The 16,929-nt window shown below is 65.8% G+C and carries 17 protein-coding genes and 1 rRNA gene; 2 read left to right on the top strand and 16 right to left on the bottom strand.

All coding sequences use genetic code 11. The features are described from left to right. Positions 1-81: ribosomal RNA gene (locus G9Q80_RS02635) — 16S ribosomal RNA — on the bottom strand; the annotation flags it as partial. An 880-nt stretch (positions 82-961) separates the two neighbouring features. Here G9Q80_RS02635 and G9Q80_RS02630 point away from each other — a divergent pair. Further along, a complete protein-coding gene (locus tag G9Q80_RS02630) occupies positions 962-1,777 on the top strand; it encodes an IclR family transcriptional regulator (RefSeq protein WP_043147185.1) in 816 nt (271 codons plus the stop codon). A gap of 27 nt (positions 1,778-1,804) precedes the next feature. On the opposite strand, the gene G9Q80_RS02625 is transcribed toward G9Q80_RS02630, so the two are convergent. The 15 genes from G9Q80_RS02625 to G9Q80_RS02555 all read right to left on the bottom strand — a co-directional run bounded on the left by G9Q80_RS02625 (position 1,805) and on the right by G9Q80_RS02555 (position 15,377). Then, positions 1,805-2,404: a pentapeptide repeat-containing protein gene (locus G9Q80_RS02625; RefSeq protein WP_088716391.1), complete on the bottom strand. Its 600-nt coding sequence runs from the start codon at positions 2,402-2,404 to the stop codon at positions 1,805-1,807. After that, a complete protein-coding gene (locus G9Q80_RS02620; protein WP_088716392.1) occupies positions 2,404-2,871 on the bottom strand; it encodes a flavodoxin domain-containing protein in 468 nt (155 codons plus the stop codon). The genes G9Q80_RS02625 and G9Q80_RS02620 overlap by 1 nt, the downstream gene beginning before the upstream one ends. Further along, entirely contained in the window at positions 2,868-4,100 is a 1,233-nt protein-coding gene (locus G9Q80_RS02615; RefSeq protein ID WP_088716393.1) for an FAD-dependent oxidoreductase, read from the bottom strand. Before G9Q80_RS02615 ends, G9Q80_RS02620 begins: the two co-directional genes overlap by 4 nt. Next, positions 4,097-5,590 carry an aldehyde dehydrogenase gene (locus G9Q80_RS02610; protein WP_246870449.1) on the bottom strand — a complete coding sequence of 498 codons (1,494 nt, stop codon included), beginning with the start codon at positions 5,588-5,590 and terminating at the stop codon, positions 4,097-4,099. The genes G9Q80_RS02615 and G9Q80_RS02610 overlap by 4 nt, the downstream gene beginning before the upstream one ends. Positions 5,591-5,595: 5 nt before the next feature. Continuing rightward, complete coding sequence (locus G9Q80_RS02605) at positions 5,596-6,390, bottom strand: aspartate dehydrogenase (protein ID WP_088716395.1); 795 nt, start codon at positions 6,388-6,390, stop codon at positions 5,596-5,598. 4 nt (positions 6,391-6,394) lie between these two features. Next, positions 6,395-8,071, bottom strand: a complete 1,677-nt coding sequence (locus G9Q80_RS02600; RefSeq protein ID WP_088716396.1) for a thiamine pyrophosphate-binding protein — start codon at positions 8,069-8,071, stop codon at positions 6,395-6,397. A gap of 10 nt (positions 8,072-8,081) precedes the next feature. Continuing rightward, positions 8,082-8,870 (bottom strand): SDR family oxidoreductase, encoded by a 789-nt coding sequence (locus tag G9Q80_RS02595; protein WP_088716397.1) that lies wholly within the window; start codon positions 8,868-8,870, stop codon positions 8,082-8,084. Next, positions 8,867-9,802: a VOC family protein gene (locus tag G9Q80_RS02590; protein ID WP_088670779.1), complete on the bottom strand. Its 936-nt coding sequence runs from the start codon at positions 9,800-9,802 to the stop codon at positions 8,867-8,869. The genes G9Q80_RS02595 and G9Q80_RS02590 overlap by 4 nt, the downstream gene beginning before the upstream one ends. 25 nt (positions 9,803-9,827) lie before the next feature. Beyond that, positions 9,828-10,640, bottom strand: a complete 813-nt coding sequence (locus G9Q80_RS02585) for an alpha/beta fold hydrolase (protein ID WP_088716398.1) — start codon at positions 10,638-10,640, stop codon at positions 9,828-9,830. Further along, entirely contained in the window at positions 10,637-11,377 is a 741-nt protein-coding gene (locus G9Q80_RS02580) for an SDR family oxidoreductase (RefSeq protein WP_198550024.1), read from the bottom strand. The genes G9Q80_RS02585 and G9Q80_RS02580 overlap by 4 nt, the downstream gene beginning before the upstream one ends. Next, positions 11,377-12,423, bottom strand: a complete 1,047-nt coding sequence (locus G9Q80_RS02575) for a Rieske 2Fe-2S domain-containing protein (RefSeq protein ID WP_069211056.1) — start codon at positions 12,421-12,423, stop codon at positions 11,377-11,379. The genes G9Q80_RS02580 and G9Q80_RS02575 overlap by 1 nt, the downstream gene beginning before the upstream one ends. A 31-nt stretch (positions 12,424-12,454) precedes the next feature. Then, entirely contained in the window at positions 12,455-13,222 is a 768-nt protein-coding gene (locus tag G9Q80_RS02570; protein WP_198544072.1) for an ABC transporter permease, read from the bottom strand. Positions 13,223-13,311: 89 nt separating this feature from the next. Next, positions 13,312-14,286, bottom strand: coding sequence for an ABC transporter substrate-binding protein (locus G9Q80_RS02565; RefSeq protein ID WP_088716399.1), 975 nt, complete (start codon positions 14,284-14,286; stop codon positions 13,312-13,314). Positions 14,287-14,305: 19 nt separating this feature from the next. Next, entirely contained in the window at positions 14,306-15,076 is a 771-nt protein-coding gene (locus G9Q80_RS02560) for an ABC transporter ATP-binding protein (protein ID WP_088716400.1), read from the bottom strand. Further along, on the bottom strand, positions 15,066-15,377 hold the full coding sequence (locus G9Q80_RS02555) for a recombinase-like helix-turn-helix domain-containing protein (protein WP_088716401.1): 312 nt from the start codon (positions 15,375-15,377) through the stop codon (positions 15,066-15,068). Before G9Q80_RS02555 ends, G9Q80_RS02560 begins: the two co-directional genes overlap by 11 nt. A 198-nt stretch (positions 15,378-15,575) precedes the next feature. Between G9Q80_RS02555 and G9Q80_RS02550 the strand changes: the two genes are divergently transcribed. Continuing rightward, positions 15,576-16,763: an FAD-dependent monooxygenase gene (locus G9Q80_RS02550; protein ID WP_349237761.1), complete on the top strand. Its 1,188-nt coding sequence runs from the start codon at positions 15,576-15,578 to the stop codon at positions 16,761-16,763. Positions 16,764-16,929: the final 166 nt, after the last annotated feature.

Below are 16,929 nucleotides of genomic sequence, written 5' to 3'. Positions count from 1 at the left end.
TCACCCGAAGGCGCGCACGACTTGCATGTGTTAGGCCTGCCGCCAGCGTTCGTTCTGAGCCAGGATCAAACTCTCAAGTTGAAAGACCGTTGCCAGTCTATCCTTGACGTTCGAACCTCTGCACATCCTTTGTTTGTGCTACCGCTTCGCTACTTGAGCACGTATGCCGCATAGCTCGACCGGTATGGCTCACCCGGCTAAGGAAGAGCCCAAACAAAGAGTCATCTGTTTGATGTACATCGTTCCAAGGGAACGAAGTCCATACAAACAGTGAAGCTGACACTTCATCATCGGACCGAAGCCCTAGAAGCGCGATATACAGAAGCTTGATCCATCGAAATGAACCAGAGCCGCCCGCATATCTCTTCAGATACCATCAATGTCAAATAGCGTAGAGACAAAAACCGAACCGGTGCGCCCTAACTTGCTCGGCGCGCCCGCCCGTCATTGCCTCAGATTGTTGCCTCGCAGTCCCCGGAGCATCGCCCCGCCGTCCCGTCCGGCCTCCCGATCAGCGCCTCAGCGCCGCCGGTGAAGGGGCTTTTACGGTTACACATCAAAACCCGCAAGCAGTTTTTTGGAGAAATTCGGATTTTTTCGGGAAATCCTACAAAACCTATTGAAGACAATCACTTAAATGGCTCAATTGAGCAGCCATGCCTCCGAAAGGGCGCCCTCCCCCACCTTTCCAGACCGAACCCCGTATCGCTCCGGGACGAATCCGGCCCGGCAAGGGGGGCTGGCTCCGATCAGGGAGACATGCCCACCCCGGTTTCCTCCCTTCACCCGCCCTCTGCCCAGGTGTGACCTGTCCAACAGAGCGACCGGTGCGCTCGAACAAGGCCCGATGGGGCCGGTCCGCTGGCCGGACAAGACGATCTCCGACCAATTCCCCGGTCGACATCTGCTCATATTTTGCGCTACGCGTTCAAATATGGACAACCGTGCCAGGGACGATTTCATGCCGGACGACATCGACGCCAAGCCCCATCCTGACTACTCTGTTCCGCCCGTTGTGCGGGCCCTTGCGGTTCTGCGCCATATCGCGGCCGGCAATCGTTGCCGCAACATGAGCAAGACGGCCAAGGACATCGGCATCAACCGCACGACGCTGATCCGTCTTCTGGCCACGCTCGAAGCCGAGCGCATCATCGAGACCTTGCCGGATGACGGCGGCTATCGTCTCGGGACCGGCTTGATCGCCCTTGCGACAGAGGCGCTGAACGAACGCGGGCTGATCCCCACGGCCCGGCCGATCCTGGCCAAGCTGGTCGACCGGCTCAGCCTCTCTGCACACCTGGGGATACGCGAAGGGCATGAGATCATCTACCTCGCGCGCGAGACCCCGAATTCGCACCTTGCCAGCACCGTGCGCGAGGGCACTCATCTGCCCGCCCATGCCACGACGATCGGGCGCATCCTGTTGGCCGAACTGTCGTCGGCTGATCTGCGGACACTCTACAGTGCCCATCCGCTGGAGGCCTACACGAACAAGACCCGCACCAGCCTCGAGGAACTCGAGAACCAGCTGGCCGAGGACCGGGCGCGTGGCATGTCGTGGAGTGTCGCGAACTTCGAACGCGAAATCGGATCGGCGGCCGTGGCCGTTTATGACCACCAGGGGCGCGCCATCGCGGCCATCAACGTGACCGGTCACGTCAGTGCCTTTGCGCCGGACAGCCCGCAGGCCGGCCAGATCGAGGCAGACCTGAAATCCGCGGCACGAGAGATTTCCGAGGCGCTTGGCTATCGCGGCTGGGCCTCGGAGCAGATCTAGGCGCGCGCCGGTAACGCGCGCGCCTTTTCAGAGATAGGTATAGCCGAAGGACATCCCGAAGGCAGCCGGTTTCAGGGCGCCGTTCCCCTGCCGTGCCCCGCGCAGCCAAAGGCGCCCGTGCACCTGGGTTTCGGCCAGGTCGGCATCGGCTGGCAGCGCGGCATCCTGGCACCACAGACCGCCCAGCCATTCGCTGTCGCGAAAGCTGGTCGGCCCCTGCATGGACACCTGCGCCAGCGAGCAGTTGCCATAGCCCACCGCGCCCGAGAAATCGGCCTCTGCCTCAAAGCGCGCGCCATCGAAGCGACCGATGCCTCTAAACTCGATCCCCGAGAAACGGGCGGCACCGTCAAACCGGGCACCTTCGAAACGGGCGTCATTCAGGAAGACCGCGCCGCCGAAATCCACACGCCCGCCAAACCGCACATCCCGCAACCAGCTGAGCCCCAGGAAGCGTGCGCCCCGGGCGTCGATGCCTTCGGGGAACCTGGCTCCGGAAAGGTCGAAGCCCGCGACCTCGCAGCCAGACAGGTCCAGCCGCCCCTCGCAGGTCACCCCGCGCAGGTCGGCGTGTTCACCGTGCCGCCAGGGAGCGACGAGCCTTTCGCGCAGTTCCGCGGGGGTCATCAGGCTGCCTCGCCCAGCTTTTCCGATACCTCGGCGATGACAGCTTGGGCCCAGGGAAAGGCCAGGTCTTCGGCCATGTCGCTGCCGGAGGCATCATGCGCCACGCGTTCACCCACCTGGTGGGCGCCGTGCGCAATCATCAGTTCCGCCAGTTTCTTGGGGCCGTGGTTGAAGGTCTCGTCGTATTCGCTGTCGCCCAGGCCGAAAATCGCGAAATGGATCGCCGCCAGGTCCGGCTTTTCCGCCGCCATCGCATCCGCAAAGGGCTGGGCCGAGGCAGGAAGGTCACCATCGCCATAGGTCGAACAGACCAGCAGGTAAAAGCAGTCCGCGTCGAAATCCGCAGGCGCGAAATCCTCGAGGTTGGAGATTTCGACCTCGTGGTCTCCCTCGATCTCGGACTGGATGTCCTCGGCCAGCATTTCTGCGTTGCCAGTTTCGGTGCCGTAAAGGATGGTGATCTTCATTTCGTCGTCTCCCTTGCTCCTGCAACCCCGAGCATTGTCTCCCGGGTGGCGAGTTTGGTGCGGCAGCGCCCCTCAGGCGCGGCCTCTGTTTCGGCGGCGTCGATGCGGCTCCAGCCAGAGTAATCGACGATATTGTCCAATCCGTCGAACACCTGGCCGCCCATACGCGCCGGATCGGCCGAGAGGTCATCAAGGATGACCGATGCTAGCGCCTGCGCGTCGGTACGGTTCTCGGGGATCGTGCCGCGCGGACCGCGCCGGAACCATCCCGCCGCGAAAAGTCCGGGCGCCAGGCGCCCTGCTTCGGCATCGGCGGCCTCGGCGACCAGCGCATCGCGCGGAAGGCCCGGCGCCGCCTCGAAACCGATGGCGGTCAGGACGGATGTGCAGGGGATGACCTCTTCGCCACTTTCCGTGTCGAACCGTACCGCCTGCACCTGCCCTTCGCCTTCCACCGCCTTCGGCGTCAGGCCAAAGCGAAAGATGATCCGCTTGGCCCCACCCCCATGTCCGTGGATCGCCGTCAGCGCCTCCAGTGTCTTCAGTTCGACCGGGTCGTCGCTGTCACCGGCGCCGACCACCTCGATCCGCACATCCGAAAGCTTGGCCAGCTCCTTGACCATGACGGCGTCGAACTTGGCCCGCGCCGCAGGCGACCGCCCGGTGATGGTGATCGTCTCGATACCGCTTTGGGCCAGCCAGCGGCTCGGCCCGTCGCCAAGGTCGGAGCCGTCCAGCTCCTCCGGCGCCTTGGCCAGCAGCCTCAGCAGGTCGATGGCCACGTTACCATTGCCGACGATGACCGGATGCGCACCCAGGTCGGGCAGCTCCTCGGCGTCCGGATGTTCGAACAGCGCCCGGGTCAGCCGACCGGCGCCATAGACACCCGGCAAATCGTCACCGGGCACACCCAACCTGCGGTCCGTCGAGAGACCTGCCGCCAGCACCACGGCATCATAGGCCGCGCGGAGATCGTCCAGCGTCACATCCCGTCCGATCGCCACGTTGCCGAAGAATCGCGCCCCCTGGCGTTCGAAGACCCGCGCAAACTGACGCGCGACCCCCTTGGTGCCCTGGTGATCCGCAGCGACGCCATAGCGGACCAGCCCGTACGGCACCGGAAGTTGGTCGATCAGGTCGACCTGCAGGTCAGGCGCCTTCTTCAGCAGCGCCTGCGCCAGGTAGCAGCCCGAAGGCCCGGCGCCCACGATTGCGATCTTGCCGCTCATGACGCCTCCAGCGCGGCACCGGCCCAGGGATGGGGCGCACCGCTCAGATCGGTGTAGAAACTCTTTTGCGTCATGTAGGCGCGCAGGCCCTGGCGGCCCTTTTCGCGTCCGATGCCGCTGTCCCCGTCACCGCCGAAGGGTGTCGAGATCGAGAACTGCTTGTAGGTGTTGTGCCAGACGGTCCCGGCCTTGATTGCGCTGCCGATGCGCCAGGCACGCGGAAAGTCTCGCGTCCAGATTCCGCAGGCCAGTCCATAATCATTGTCGTTCGACAAGGCGATGACATCGGCCTCGTCGTCGAATGGCATGACGACCAGCACCGGTCCAAAGACCTCTTCACGGCAGATCCGTGCCGTGTTGTCGACCCCGGCAAGGATGGTGGGCAGGTAATAGCTGCCCGCTGAATAGTCTGCGCCTTCGGGCGCTGCACCACCGCAGAGCAGGTCCGCCCCCTCGTCCAGCGCACGGGCAACGTGGTCCGCCACCTCGGCCCGGTGGTCCATGTGGATCAGCGGCGCCACCTGCGTTCCCGCCTCGAAGGGGTGGCCCACCTTTAGCGCGCGGGTCGCCGCGACCAGCCGTTCGACAAAGCCGTCATAGATCGACCGCTCCACGAAAAGGCGCGATCCGGCGATGCAGCTTTGCCCCGAGGACGAGAAGATCCCGAACAGGATCCCGGCAATCGCCATATCCATGTCCGCATCTGCAAAGACGATGGTGGGCGACTTGCCGCCAAGCTCCAGGCTGACCGGCATCAGTTTCTCCGCCGCCTTGCGCGCCAGGGTCCGCCCCGTCGAGGTGCCGCCGGTAAAGCTGACCTTGGCGATGTCGGGATGTTCCACCAGCAGGTTGCCGATCTTGCGCCCCGACCCGGGCAGGACGGAAAACAGGCCCTTGGGCAATCCGGCCTCATCCACGATCCGCGCCAGTTCCAGCGCCGTCAGGGGCGACCAGGAGGCGGGTTTGAGGATCACGGCATTGCCCGTCGCCAGTGCCGGCGCCACCTTCTGCGCGTCCGAGGCGATGGGCGAATTCCACGGCGTGATGGCGGCGACGACACCCAGCGGCTCATGCACCGACAAGGTCATCGCCGTTCCGCGCCGCGCCGTCAGATCGTCGTCCATCGTCTCGGCCACGGCGGCGAAATAGCGGAAGGTCCCCGCCGCCGAGGCAGCCAGCGCGGCTGTTTCGGTCAGCGTCTTGCCGGTGTCGCGGGATTGGATGCGCGAAATCCGTCCGGTGTTCGCCTCGATCCCGTCGGCGATGCGGTACAGGACCCGCGCCCGCTCAAAGGGTTTCAGCGCGCCCCAGGCGGGCTGCGCCGCCTTGGCCAGGGCAATCGCCTCTTCGCCATCGGCGGTCGAGGCACCGCGCAGCACGCGGTTCACCGTACCGTCCGCCGGAAAGACCGATGTGATCTCGGCCCCCTGCCCCTCGCGCCAGGTGCCGCCAAGGTAAAGCCGCCCGTCCGGCAGTGTCGTGTCCATCATGTTCATCAGATCACCACTGGGTTCATGCGGTTCCGGATCTCTCGCAGGACCGAGTAGACCGTCGAAACGCTGGTTTTCACGTTGCCTGCCGAGGGCAGGTTCTCGATTTCCATCGTGTAGTTCGCCACAGGCGAGCGCACGTCGTAGGAATGCACGTTGCCGGGCGCCTCTGGGTCCGCGATCAATTCGACCTGCGTCTCCTCGAAACCGGCCCCGGCCAGGGCCAGCGCCGCCGCGACATTGGCATTCTTCGGGAAGGCGCGCGCGGCATCCCGCGCCGATCCACGGAAAAAGACCTCGCGCGTGGTCAGGGTATCGAGGTCAAGCGTTTCCCCGGCAGGCGTCCCCGCCCAGGCCTTGGGCGGCTTGATCCCGCGATAGGTGACTTGCAGTTCGCCTGTTGCCGAGAGCGCCGACAACAGGTCCAGGCCGCCGACCGCGCCTGCGGGCAGCACAATCCGCGCCCCGCCCTCCTTGGCGGCTGCGCGCAACTGGGCCTCCAGCGCCGGATCCGACATGGCGCCGACAGAAACCTGCACCATGTCTACCCCCGCGCGCAGCACCACAGGCCCGTGTTCGGATACCGCCGCATGGCCCGCGCATTCCACGATCAGATCGGGCGTTTCGGCCAGCAGCGCTTCGGCACTGGTCACTACCACGGCCCCGGCGGTCTCGGGCACGCTGCCCTCGCGGCCCGGACGCACCAGAACCGCCAGGTGTGCCGGGGCAAGCCCGGCCTTCTGCATCAGGTCCAGCAGCGTGGCGCCGATGTTGCCAAAGCCGATCAGTCCCAGACGCATGTCGTCAGTCCTCTTTCTGCGCGGCACCGGCGGGCGGGCCTGCAAAGGCTTCGGCAAAGGGACCGATGGCGATCATGTCCACCTCGATCAGCTGCGGACCTTCGGCGGCCAGCGCGTCGTCCAGCGCCGCCTCGAAGGCGTCAAGCGCGCTGACCTTGCGATGCGGCAGGCCGATGGAGGCGCAGAAGGTCCCGAACTCAGGCACGCGGATCGCCGAATAGTGCCGGCGGCTGTCGTATTGCGCATCCTGGATGTTCTGGATCACGCCATAGGCCTGGTCGTTCATCAGGACATAGACCAGCGGGGCGTTCTCATCGACGGCGGTGATCGCCTCGGCCAGGCCCAGCATCGTACCGCCATCGCCCAGCAGGGTGATCGCCTTGCGGCCTTCACCACAGGCCAGCGCCGCGCCGATCCCCATCGAGACCCCCTGACCGATGCCCCCACCCAGCGCATGCACGCCCTGGGTCGGCTCGCTGAGCCGGACATACCGGTTGCCGAAGGTCGAGTTGGAAATCGTCACGTCACGCACCCAGGCGTGGCCGCCCTCGACCACCTTGGCGCTGAGCGTGTCGGCCACGGAGGAATAGTGGCCAAGCCGGTCGCGCAGGGCGCCTTCGGCCTTGGCCCGCGCCTTGGCAATATCGAAGCCAAGGTTCGGGTCGGTGTCGAGTTTCGCGGGCAAAAGCTCCAGCACGCGCGCCAGCGTGTCCGCCGCGTCGCCGTGGGCGAACAGGTCCACCGCGTAGTTGCGCCCGCCCTGCGAGGCATCCGCGTCGATCTGGATCAGCGGCTTGGGCAGCGGCATCTCATTGTTGCGGGTCTCGTTGCCGCGCAGGCGCGACCCGATGACGATCATCAGGTCACTGCTCTGGTAGAGGTCGACCGCTTCCGGCCCCATGTTGAAGGCGCCCAGCGTGCCCGGCTCTTCCTCGGAGACCACGCCGCGCCCGTTGGTCGAGGAGACGACACCGACACCGCGCCGCATCAGTTCCGTCGCCTCTGCCACGGCGCCGCGCGCGCCGCCACCCAACCAGATCAGCGGACGCTTGGCCTGCTTCAGGTGGTTGGCGATTTCCTCGATCACCGCGTCGCACACGCGGGGCACGACCGGCACCGGCGCAAATTGCGTTCCCTGCGGCGCCGCAAGGCTGCGCTGCACGTCCACCGGGATCTCCAGCGACACCGGACCGCTGGGCGCCGAAAGCACCGCCGAAACAGCCGCGGTCAGCGCGCCGATGGCGCCATTCGCGTCCCACATGCGGAACACCGCCTTGGACACCCCGCGCAGCATCTCTGGCTGGCGCGGCACGTCGTGGATCGCCGCGCGGTCACGGTCGGCATAGGCCAGGTCGACCTGGCTGGTGATGTGCAGGACACGGCTGCCGGCGGTCAGCGCCTCGGCCTGCGCGCCGGCGGCATTGCCCGCCGCGGTCCCGGTGGACGTCAGGCAGACGCCCATGCCACCAGACACCCGTGCATAGGCATCGGCCATGTTCATCGCGCCCGCCTCGCCCCGTGCCGGGACGAACCGGATACGACCCTGCCGCGCCACCGCGTCGAGGATCGGCATGTTGTGGATCGAGATCACGCCGAACATCGTCGTGACCCCCACATCTGCGAGGTAGCGGGCAATAAAATCGCCGACCGTCTCGGTCTGCTGAATGGCTTCGTGTTTCATACCCATCTCCCTAGATGTGCCGTGCCAGGCCGCCCGAAACGTCAAGCTGGGCGCCGGTGATGTAACTGGCCGCGCGCGAGCCGAGGAAGGCAATCGCGTTGGCGGCCTCTTCGGGGTCGCCGAGGCGGCCCATCGGAATGCCTTTCTTTTCGGCCAGCGCGCCGTACCAATCGGCGCGGCTGACGCTCTGGTCCTCTCGCGCGGCAAAGCGGCGGGTCCATTGGCCGGATTCGATCAGCCCCATGAGGACCGAATTGACGCGCACGTCGGGGGCCAATTCGACGCTGAGCGATTTCAGCATGTTCTGAACCCCCGCGCGGGCCGAAGAGGTGCAGACCATGTGCGGTTCCGGCTGGTAGGCCAGCAGCGAGTTGACCGCGACGATCGCGCCTTGCGCCTCACGCAACATCGGCAGGAAAGCCCGGACCGGCAGCACCTGGCTGAAGATCTTCAACTCGTATTCGTCGCGCCAGTCCTGGTCGCTGGTTTCGGCGAAGGTCGACAGACGCCCCTGGCCCGCGTTGTTCACCAGCAGGTCGCAGCGGCCAAAGGTCTGCTTCACCTCGTCGGCAAAGCCGTTCACCTCATCCGCGTCCAGCACAGAGAAGGCTCGGGACAGAACGCGATCCTCGCCGTAGTCCCGGCGCAGCACGCTGGCCACGTCCTCCAGCCGCGAAGCGTTGCGCGCACAAAGCGCGACCCTGGCGCCCGATCCCAACAGGACCCGCACAGTGGCAAGGCCGATGCCCGAGGATCCGCCGGTGACGACCGCCACCGATCCTTCGTATCCGAAATTCATTCCGCTGCCCCCCGGTTGCGTTGTGCCAGTTCCGGCCAGCCCGGATCGGGCCGCCCCTGCATCACCGCGCGTTGCGCCGGTGTTGGCGGGCCGGCGGTCATCCAGCGGTCCATCAGTTCGGGATTGTCGCGCGGCCAGACCTGCGCCTCATGCGTGGTCTCGTCGATCTGCTGCAGTTCCGAGGTGAACTCGATCACAAAGCCCGAGGGCGAGACGAAATAGGCGAAGGGATTGTTGCCCGGCCCGTGACGGCCCGGCCCCCAGGTGGGCACATGGCCCTTCTGCTTCATCCGGCCGATGGCACGCATGAATTCGTCGATCGTCGGCAATTCAAAGGCGACGTGGTTGACGCTTGCATAATGCGCGCGGACCAGGGCGATCGAGTGGTGGTCGGTGTTACAGCGCAGGAAAACCATCTGGTCGGCCGAGTAATCCGAGGTGCGGAACCCCAGAACATCCTCGTACCAGGCCTGCACGCCTTCCATGTCCGGCGTGTTCAGCACCACGTGGCTGACCTTCTTCGGCTTGGACCAGTCCGGTTCCTCGGGCAGTTGCCGGGCCTCGGTGCGGAACCGCAGGCGGCGCATGTCCGGGTCGAGGACCTCGAAGCCATAGCCACCGGCCCAGTCGTCGAACTCTGCCGGGGCGCCCAGTACCTGCGCGCCTTTTGCCACGCATTGCGCGTGCAGCGCGTCCGTTTGTGTGCGGTCGGGCATGGCGAAATGCACGTATTCGATGCCAAAGACATCGCCCTCGGTCAGCCCGTAGAGAAAGGGCTCGGTCCCGGTGCCGCGCAAAAGCGCGGTGCCGTCGTCGCTATGGGCCAGCTTCAGGCCCCACATGTCCTCGTAGAAGGGCAGCGTTTCCGCCAGGCCCGGGCCGCGCATCATGATGCCGCGCAGGCTGCCGGTACGGATCGGGGTCTCGCTCATCGGGTTTCCTCCTTCGTTCCGCCGGTCAACCGGCTGTCTCGGTGTGCGCGGCCAGCGCGGCGGCGAATGCCGCCGGGGCCTGCAGGTAAAGCGCGTGCCCCGCGTCGGGCACGATGGTCAGGCGCCCCTGCGCGGCGCGATGCAGCGCGGCAAAGGCGCGGCGGGCGCCATCGGGGGGCGTAACCACGTCTCCGGCGCCGACGATCACGTCGGTCGGCACCATCAGCCGTTCGGCATCATCCAACAGCCGGCCCGAGGCCAGCATCCGCGCGGCCTGCCCGTAGCCGGGCAGCGTGACCTGCGACATGGCCGCCTGCACCAGGGCGACATGGCCCGGGTTCGCGTCAGGGTCATGCACCAGCCGCGCGGCGCGCAGGGCGGCGAACTTTGCGGCGCCAAGACGCTGAAGGTCGTCGATCCGCGCCTGGGCGGCGGAACTAAGGCCACCACCCCGCGGCACGCCATGCCCCAAAGCGGGCGAGGCCAGGACAAGGCGGCTGACCCGGTCGCGGTGCGCCGCGGCAAAGGCCGCGCCCATCAGCGTGCCCAGCGAGTGCCCGGCCAGCATGACCCGGCGCAGACCCAGCGCGTCGCAGAAAGCCTCCAGCGCGCGGGCGTAGTCGCTGGCCAGCGGCCAGTCCATCCCAAGCGGCGCAGAGGCTCCATAGCCCGGCGCGTTCCAGGCGATCACCCGGCGCGTCGCATCGATATGATCCAGGAGCGGGGTAAAGGAAGCCGCCTGCGATCCGATGCCATGCAGCAGAACCAGCGCCTCGCCCTCGCCCGCGCGCTCGAGATACTCGATCCCGGCGGCGGTTTTCGTTTCCCAGCCGGTCATTTGAACACGAACCCGTTGTTGACGGGCAAAACCTGCCCGGTGAGCGTCAGTGCCCCTTCGCTCAGCAGAAAGGCCACGACATCGGTGATCTCTCCCGGCGCCTGCGGCCCGGGGACGGCGCGGCCGTCGGAGTACTGGCGGTGGCGTGCCTCCGGGACGTAATCGGTCGACTCGGTGGTCAGGATGCCCGGCGCAACGGCGCTGACACCCACCCGGTCCTTGCCCAGTTCGCGGGCCAGCGAGCGGGTCATCGACATGACTGCCCCCTTGCTGGCGACATAGGACATGAGATTGGGCGCCCCCCAGAGCGCAGTGTCCGAGGCCACGTTGACCACCCGGCCCGAGCCGGATGCGCGCAGCATCGGCGCGGCGGCGCGGGTCATCAGCCAGGTGCCGCGCACGTTCACGCGTTGCACCAGGTCCCAGCTGTCGATCTCGATTTCCTCGAAGCCGATGCCGCCGATGCCGGTGGCAATGGCACCGTTGTTGACCAGCCCGTGCAGCTTGCCTCCCGTGGCCTTGCCGACGGACCCCGCCAGCGCGGTGATCGACGCGGGATCGCCCAGGTCGACGGGCAGGAACTGCGCGCCGACCTCCTTGGCGGTGGCGCGGCCCTCGTCCTCGGCGATGTCCGCCAGGATCAGTTCCGCACCGTGGCCCGCGAGGCAGCGGGCGATTTCCGCCCCCAGCCCCCGCGCCGCGCCGGTCAGCAGGATAAGACGTCCTTGCAGCATCATCACTCTGCCGCCACGCTGTCCTGCTTCAACTCCGCCTCGACCTGCGCCTTGGCGGCACGGGTCAGGATCTGGCGGATACGGCTGACGCCCAGGTCATGCTGATACAGCATCTCGCGCTTGCGGGCGTCGTCGGGCATGCCTTCCAGCATCACGCGGTCCTGTTCCAGCACGTCCCAATGGGTCTTTTCCATCTTGGCACGGTAGAGGAAGCGCCAGCTTTCGCGCGCCATCCCCTCGACCTGGCGCATCCGCCAGAAAAAGACCTTGGTTGTGGTCTCGTCCATCGGGGTGACAAAGCCGATGATGCGGAACACGCCCCCCGGCCCCGCCGCCGGCGGATAGGGGATTTCGAGAAAGCAGAACATGTCGCCCGGGTAGACCTCGAACTCGGTCCAGTCGAAATTCTCGCCGGTCTGGCCGACGCGCTCGATCCGGAAGCCGTTGTCGGTCTTGTCCAGCTTCATCAGGTCCTGCTTGGACCCGTAGGCAAGGGTAAAGCTCTCGGCGTGCAGGTAGCAGCCGTGCATCGGATCGGCGAGGTTGTCGAGCGCGTAGCGATAGTTCGACTCCCAGACCGAGGTGCAGAGGAACCCGGCCCAGGCGTCGTCGCTCATGACGTCGGGCATCACCAACTCCGGCGCCTCCGGCCGGTCGATGGAGGGGACATAGACAAAGACCGCGTCGTTGGCCTCTGTCACCTGGAAGGACTTGACCGCCTTGCGGCCTTCCAGCGCGCATTCGGGCATCGCGGGCACCTGGACCACCACGCCGTCGCCGTCCACGACCACGCCGTGATAGCGGCAGGCGACATGGCCCTCGTGGACCTCGCCGTAAGACAGCGGCGCGCCGCGATGGGGGCAGAAGTCCTCGATGCAGCGCAGCTTGCCCGAACCGTCGCGCCACAGCACGATCTTGTCACCCAGCAGCTTGGTGCCGTAGGGGCGCGAGGCCTTCACCTCGACCGATTTGCAGACCGGGTACCACTGGCCGCGCAGACCTTCGTTCACGCGCTTTTCGATCAGGGCTTTCTTGTCGATGGCAGTCATTGTCATACTCCCTTGGGAATGCGTCCGCCGCTCAGCCGTGGGCCTTGGGCAGGTAATGGAGAACACGCTCTTCGATGCGCACGAGGGCCGAGTAGAGCACGAAGCCGATCACGGTCAGCAGGATGATGGCGTTGAAGACCATCGCGGCATTCGCCTGTCCGCCACCGTAGGAAATCAGGAACCCGAGGCCGGTGTTGCCGCCCACCAGTTCGCCCACCGTCACGCCGATCACGGCCAGTGTGGAGGCGATGCGCAGGCCGGCCATCAGGTTCGGCACGGTCGAGGGCATCTCGATCTTCCAGAAGATGCCGAAGCGCGACAGATTGTAGGCACGGGCCAGGTTGATCAGGTCGCGGTCGACGGTGCGCATGGCCTGCAGCACGTTGACGAGGACCGGAAAGAACACGATCAGCACCGTCACCAGCAGCTTGGGCATCGAGTTGTAGCCGAACCACATGATGAAGAGGGGCGCAAAGGCGACCTTGGGTGCGATCTGCAGCGCCAGGATGTAGGGCGACAGGACCTTTTCCCAGAAGGCGGACATGCCCAGCAGGTAGCCCAGCACCGCGCCCAGCAGGCTGCCGATGGCAAAGCCCAGTGCCGTGTAGAGCGCGGTCGACAGGATATGTGCCCAGAGCCCCTCGAAGGCCCACATGCGCTGGAATTCGGCCAGGCAGTCGCTCAGCGTGGGGATGATGAAGCGCGGGACATCCAGCGCCGGCGGCAGGAATTCCCAGGCCAGCAGCACGAGGGCCAGCAATGTCAGGCTGACGATCGTTGTCATGTGACGCTGCGCCATGCTTGGTCTCCCGGTTGCAGATTTGTGTTTGGTCGGGCGGGTCCCTTGGGCCGGGGCCTTCGCCCCGGCCTGGATTTGCGTTGCGTCGGTCATTTCACGAATTCATTGGTGTAGAGGTCTTCGATCGGCACAGCGGTGCGCACGATGCCGCGATCGACGTAGAAGGTCTGGACGGCCTTGATCCGCTCGGGATCGAAGGTGCCCAGGGGCTGGTTTTCGCCTTCGGGATAGATCAGCGAGGCGTAGGCGCGCATCACGCCCTCGACCATCTTTTCCTTGCCGCTGTGCTGCGGAACAAAGCTGACGTAGTCCTTGGCGGCCTGCTCGGGATCGTCCTGGATGTCGCGGATGCCCTTCAGGACCGCATTCACGAAACCGCTGACGATCTCGGGGCGTTCCGCGATGGTCTTGTCAGAGGCGATAATGGCCTGCGCCATCGCCGGGAAGACGGCGTCGACCGGCATCTGCTTCATCTCGACACCCGCGCCCTCGACGGCGGCGATCCACTCCGGCACACCGGAGAATGCATCGAGGTTGCCGGCAATGGACAGCTGGATGATGCCACCCGGGCCAACGGCCTGGATGTCGACGTCATTCTTGGTCAGCCCGACGGAGGCGAGCACGCCCAGCAGGTTGTAATAGGTGGTGTCCTGGAACGAGAGCACGCCGACCGACTTGCCCTTGAGATCCGCCGGGCTTTCGATGCCGCTGTCGGCGCGCCATGCCAGCTGGGTCAGGCCACGGCCGCCCAGCAGGGCCACGCCGCGGATGTCCAGACCATTGGCCCGCACGATGATCGAGGTGTCGCCGATGCCGCCGCCAAGGTCGGCATTGCCCAGAGCAACCTGCGTCGCCACATCCGCGCCGCCCTTGCCGACGCGAAAGGTCACGTCAAGGCCGGCCTCTTCGAAGTACCCCTTGCCCTTGGCAAGTTGGAACGGCGCGAAGGCCGGCAGGAAATCCGGCGCCGGGAACAGGTAGGTCACCTGCTCTGCCGCGCTTGCGAAAGAGGCCGAAACGGCCATTGCAGCGGCGGCGATCGTGTTGATGAACGTGTGTTTCATGTCTTTTGACTCCCTGCAGTCAGGCTGCTTTTTCTTCGAGCTTCAGTAGTTTGAAGAGCTGCGCGGCATAGTCGGCCACTTCGGGCAGCGTGCGCCGCTTGATCGGTTCGTCGCGGTGTGGCAGGTCCACCTTGATGTCCGCGATCACCGTGCCGGGACGTTCGCTGAGGACCAGGATGCGGTCGGACATCAAAACGGCCTCTGCCAGGTCATGGGTGATCAGCAGCGTGGTCTTGCCCGCCTCGGCGATGGTCTTGGCAAAGGAGTTCTGCAGCAGCAGCTTGGTCTGCGCGTCCAGCGCCGAGAACGGCTCGTCCAGCAGGATGATCTCGGGGTCGATGGCGAGGGTGCGGGCCAGTGCCGCGCGCTGCCGCATGCCCCCTGACAGTTGATAGGGATACTGCTGGTCGAACCCTTCGAGGTGGCAGTGCTTGAGCTCCTGCATGGCGCGTTCGCGGCGGGCTTCCTTGCCGACGCCGCGCGATTCCAGCCCGAATTCGATGTTCGAGATGATGTTGCGCCAGGGCAGCAGCAGGTCCTTCTGCAGCATGAACCCGACATGGGTATTGGGGCCCGTGACCGGCTCGTCGCTGACCAGCACCTGGCCCTCGGTGGGCTGGTAAAGGCCTGCTGTCATCGACAGGATCGTGGACTTCCCGCAGCCCGAGGGGCCGACCGCCGAGACGAATTCGCCCTCTTCGACGCGAAAGTTCACGTCCTTGACGGCGGTCAGTTCCTCGCCGGAATTGGTCGGGAAGCGCTTGGTGACGGAACGGAACTCAAGCGCCATAACCCTGAGCCTCGTATGCTGCGTCCAGGTCGGCGTTGATCGCCTTCAGCTCGTCGCCCAGCAGCGCCTCCGTCCAGTCGGTGCGGCCCGACTTGGGCGCGGTCACGCCCTGATCCGCCAGCGCGGCGGCGACCTTGGCAAAGTCGTGCTCGCCGGTGCCGTAGATTTTCATCAGGGCCTCGGCCAGGGCCATTTCCGCCGGTTCCAGGTCGCGCCCGCGGCACTGGTTCGCCAGTGCCGGGCGGCTGGTGTCCTGTGCGCGCTCCGTGAGCCTGTCCTTGAATGCGTCATGTCCACTCATGTGCCGGTCTCCCTTATCCATCGTGGCTTGCTTTATCGCGTCGCGTCTTTGCGATGTGTTCATATTTTAACATGATGTTCAAATATAGACTGCCTGACCGCCCTGCGTTCTGTCAACGAATTTCCGCGGATCGCGCCAGCCAAAGGCACCCGCATTGACAGATGCCCGCAGATCCGACACTGATTATATCTGAACAAGATGTTATTTTATGAACACTTGCGGAGAGGGAGACACCTTATGAATGCCTTGAAAATTGCTATTGCCGGCGGGGGTGTAGGCGGGATGGCGGCGGCCATCGCGCTGCAGTCACACGGCCACCAGGTCGCGATCTACGAACAGACTTCGGCCTTTGGACGAATCGGCGCCGACGTGAACCTGACGCCGAATGCCGTTCATGCGCTGGACGGACTGGGGACGGGAATCGGTGACCGGCTGCGCGAAACCGCGGCCCGCCCGGAATACCGCATCAGCCGGATGTGGGACGATGGCCGCGAGACCTCGCGCCTGCCGATGAGCGCGGCGGCCGAGGAGAAATACGGTGCCCCGCAGCTGACCATCCACCGCGCGGACCTGCTGAACGCCCTGCAGGATGCCCTCGCACCCGGCACCATCCGCTTTGGCGCGGCGGTCGCCGGGCTGGAACAAGGGGAGCAAGGCGCCACACTGCTGCTGAAGGACGGAAGCCGCCACGCGGCGGACGTGTTGATCGGTGGTGACGGCATCCATTCCGCCCTGCGCACGGCGATGTTCGGCCCCGATGCGCCGCGCTTTACCGGGCTGGTGTCCTGGCGCGCGGTTGTTCCGCGCGCGGCGGTGGCCGAGTTGCCCAACCTCGACAGTTTCACCAAGTGGTGGGGGCCGGATTCGGACCGCCAGATCGTCACCTTCCCGCTGACCGGCGGCGAAGAGATATTTGTCTTTGCCACCACGCCGCAAACGGACTGGAGCGAGGAAGGCTGGACCCTGCCCGGCGACATCGCGGAGCTGCGCGCCGCCTACGCCGATTTCCACCCCGAGGCCCGCACCCTGCTGGAGGCCTGCACAGAGGTCACGCGCTCGGCCCTGCACGTCCGCGAACCGATGCCGCGCTGGTCACAGGACCATGCCGCCCTTCTGGGCGACGCGGCGCACCCGATGGTGCCGTTCATGGCCCAGGGCGCCTGCATGGCGATCGAAGACGCGGTCGTTCTGGCCCGTGCACTCTGCGACGGTCCGGAGACTGTGCCCGAGGCGCTGAAGGCCTACGAGGACGCCCGCCGCGACCGCACGGCGGCGATCCAGCGCGGCTCGCTGGCGAACGAATGGCTCAAGGAAGGCGGGAACGCCGACTGGGTCTATGGCTATCACGCCTGGACGGCACCGCTGGGCGAACCGGCGCCCGTGTGACGGGCGGCGCGACGCGAAATCAACAGGGGTGCTGATGTCAGCGCCCCTGTTGCGACAATCTTGGCAAATAGCCTGACGGAGAGCAGTCTTCAGCTACGACTATCGAGCCGACGTGGACGCAGTTGTCGCATCGCGAATGGCGGAAGAGCGCACGGCGCGGACGCGA

This window comes from Mameliella sp. LZ-28, assembly GCF_012274245.1.
In the GTDB taxonomy this organism is placed as follows: Bacteria; Pseudomonadota; Alphaproteobacteria; order Rhodobacterales; family Rhodobacteraceae; genus Antarctobacter; species Antarctobacter albus.
This window is presented reverse-complemented; position numbering and strand designations above follow the sequence as displayed.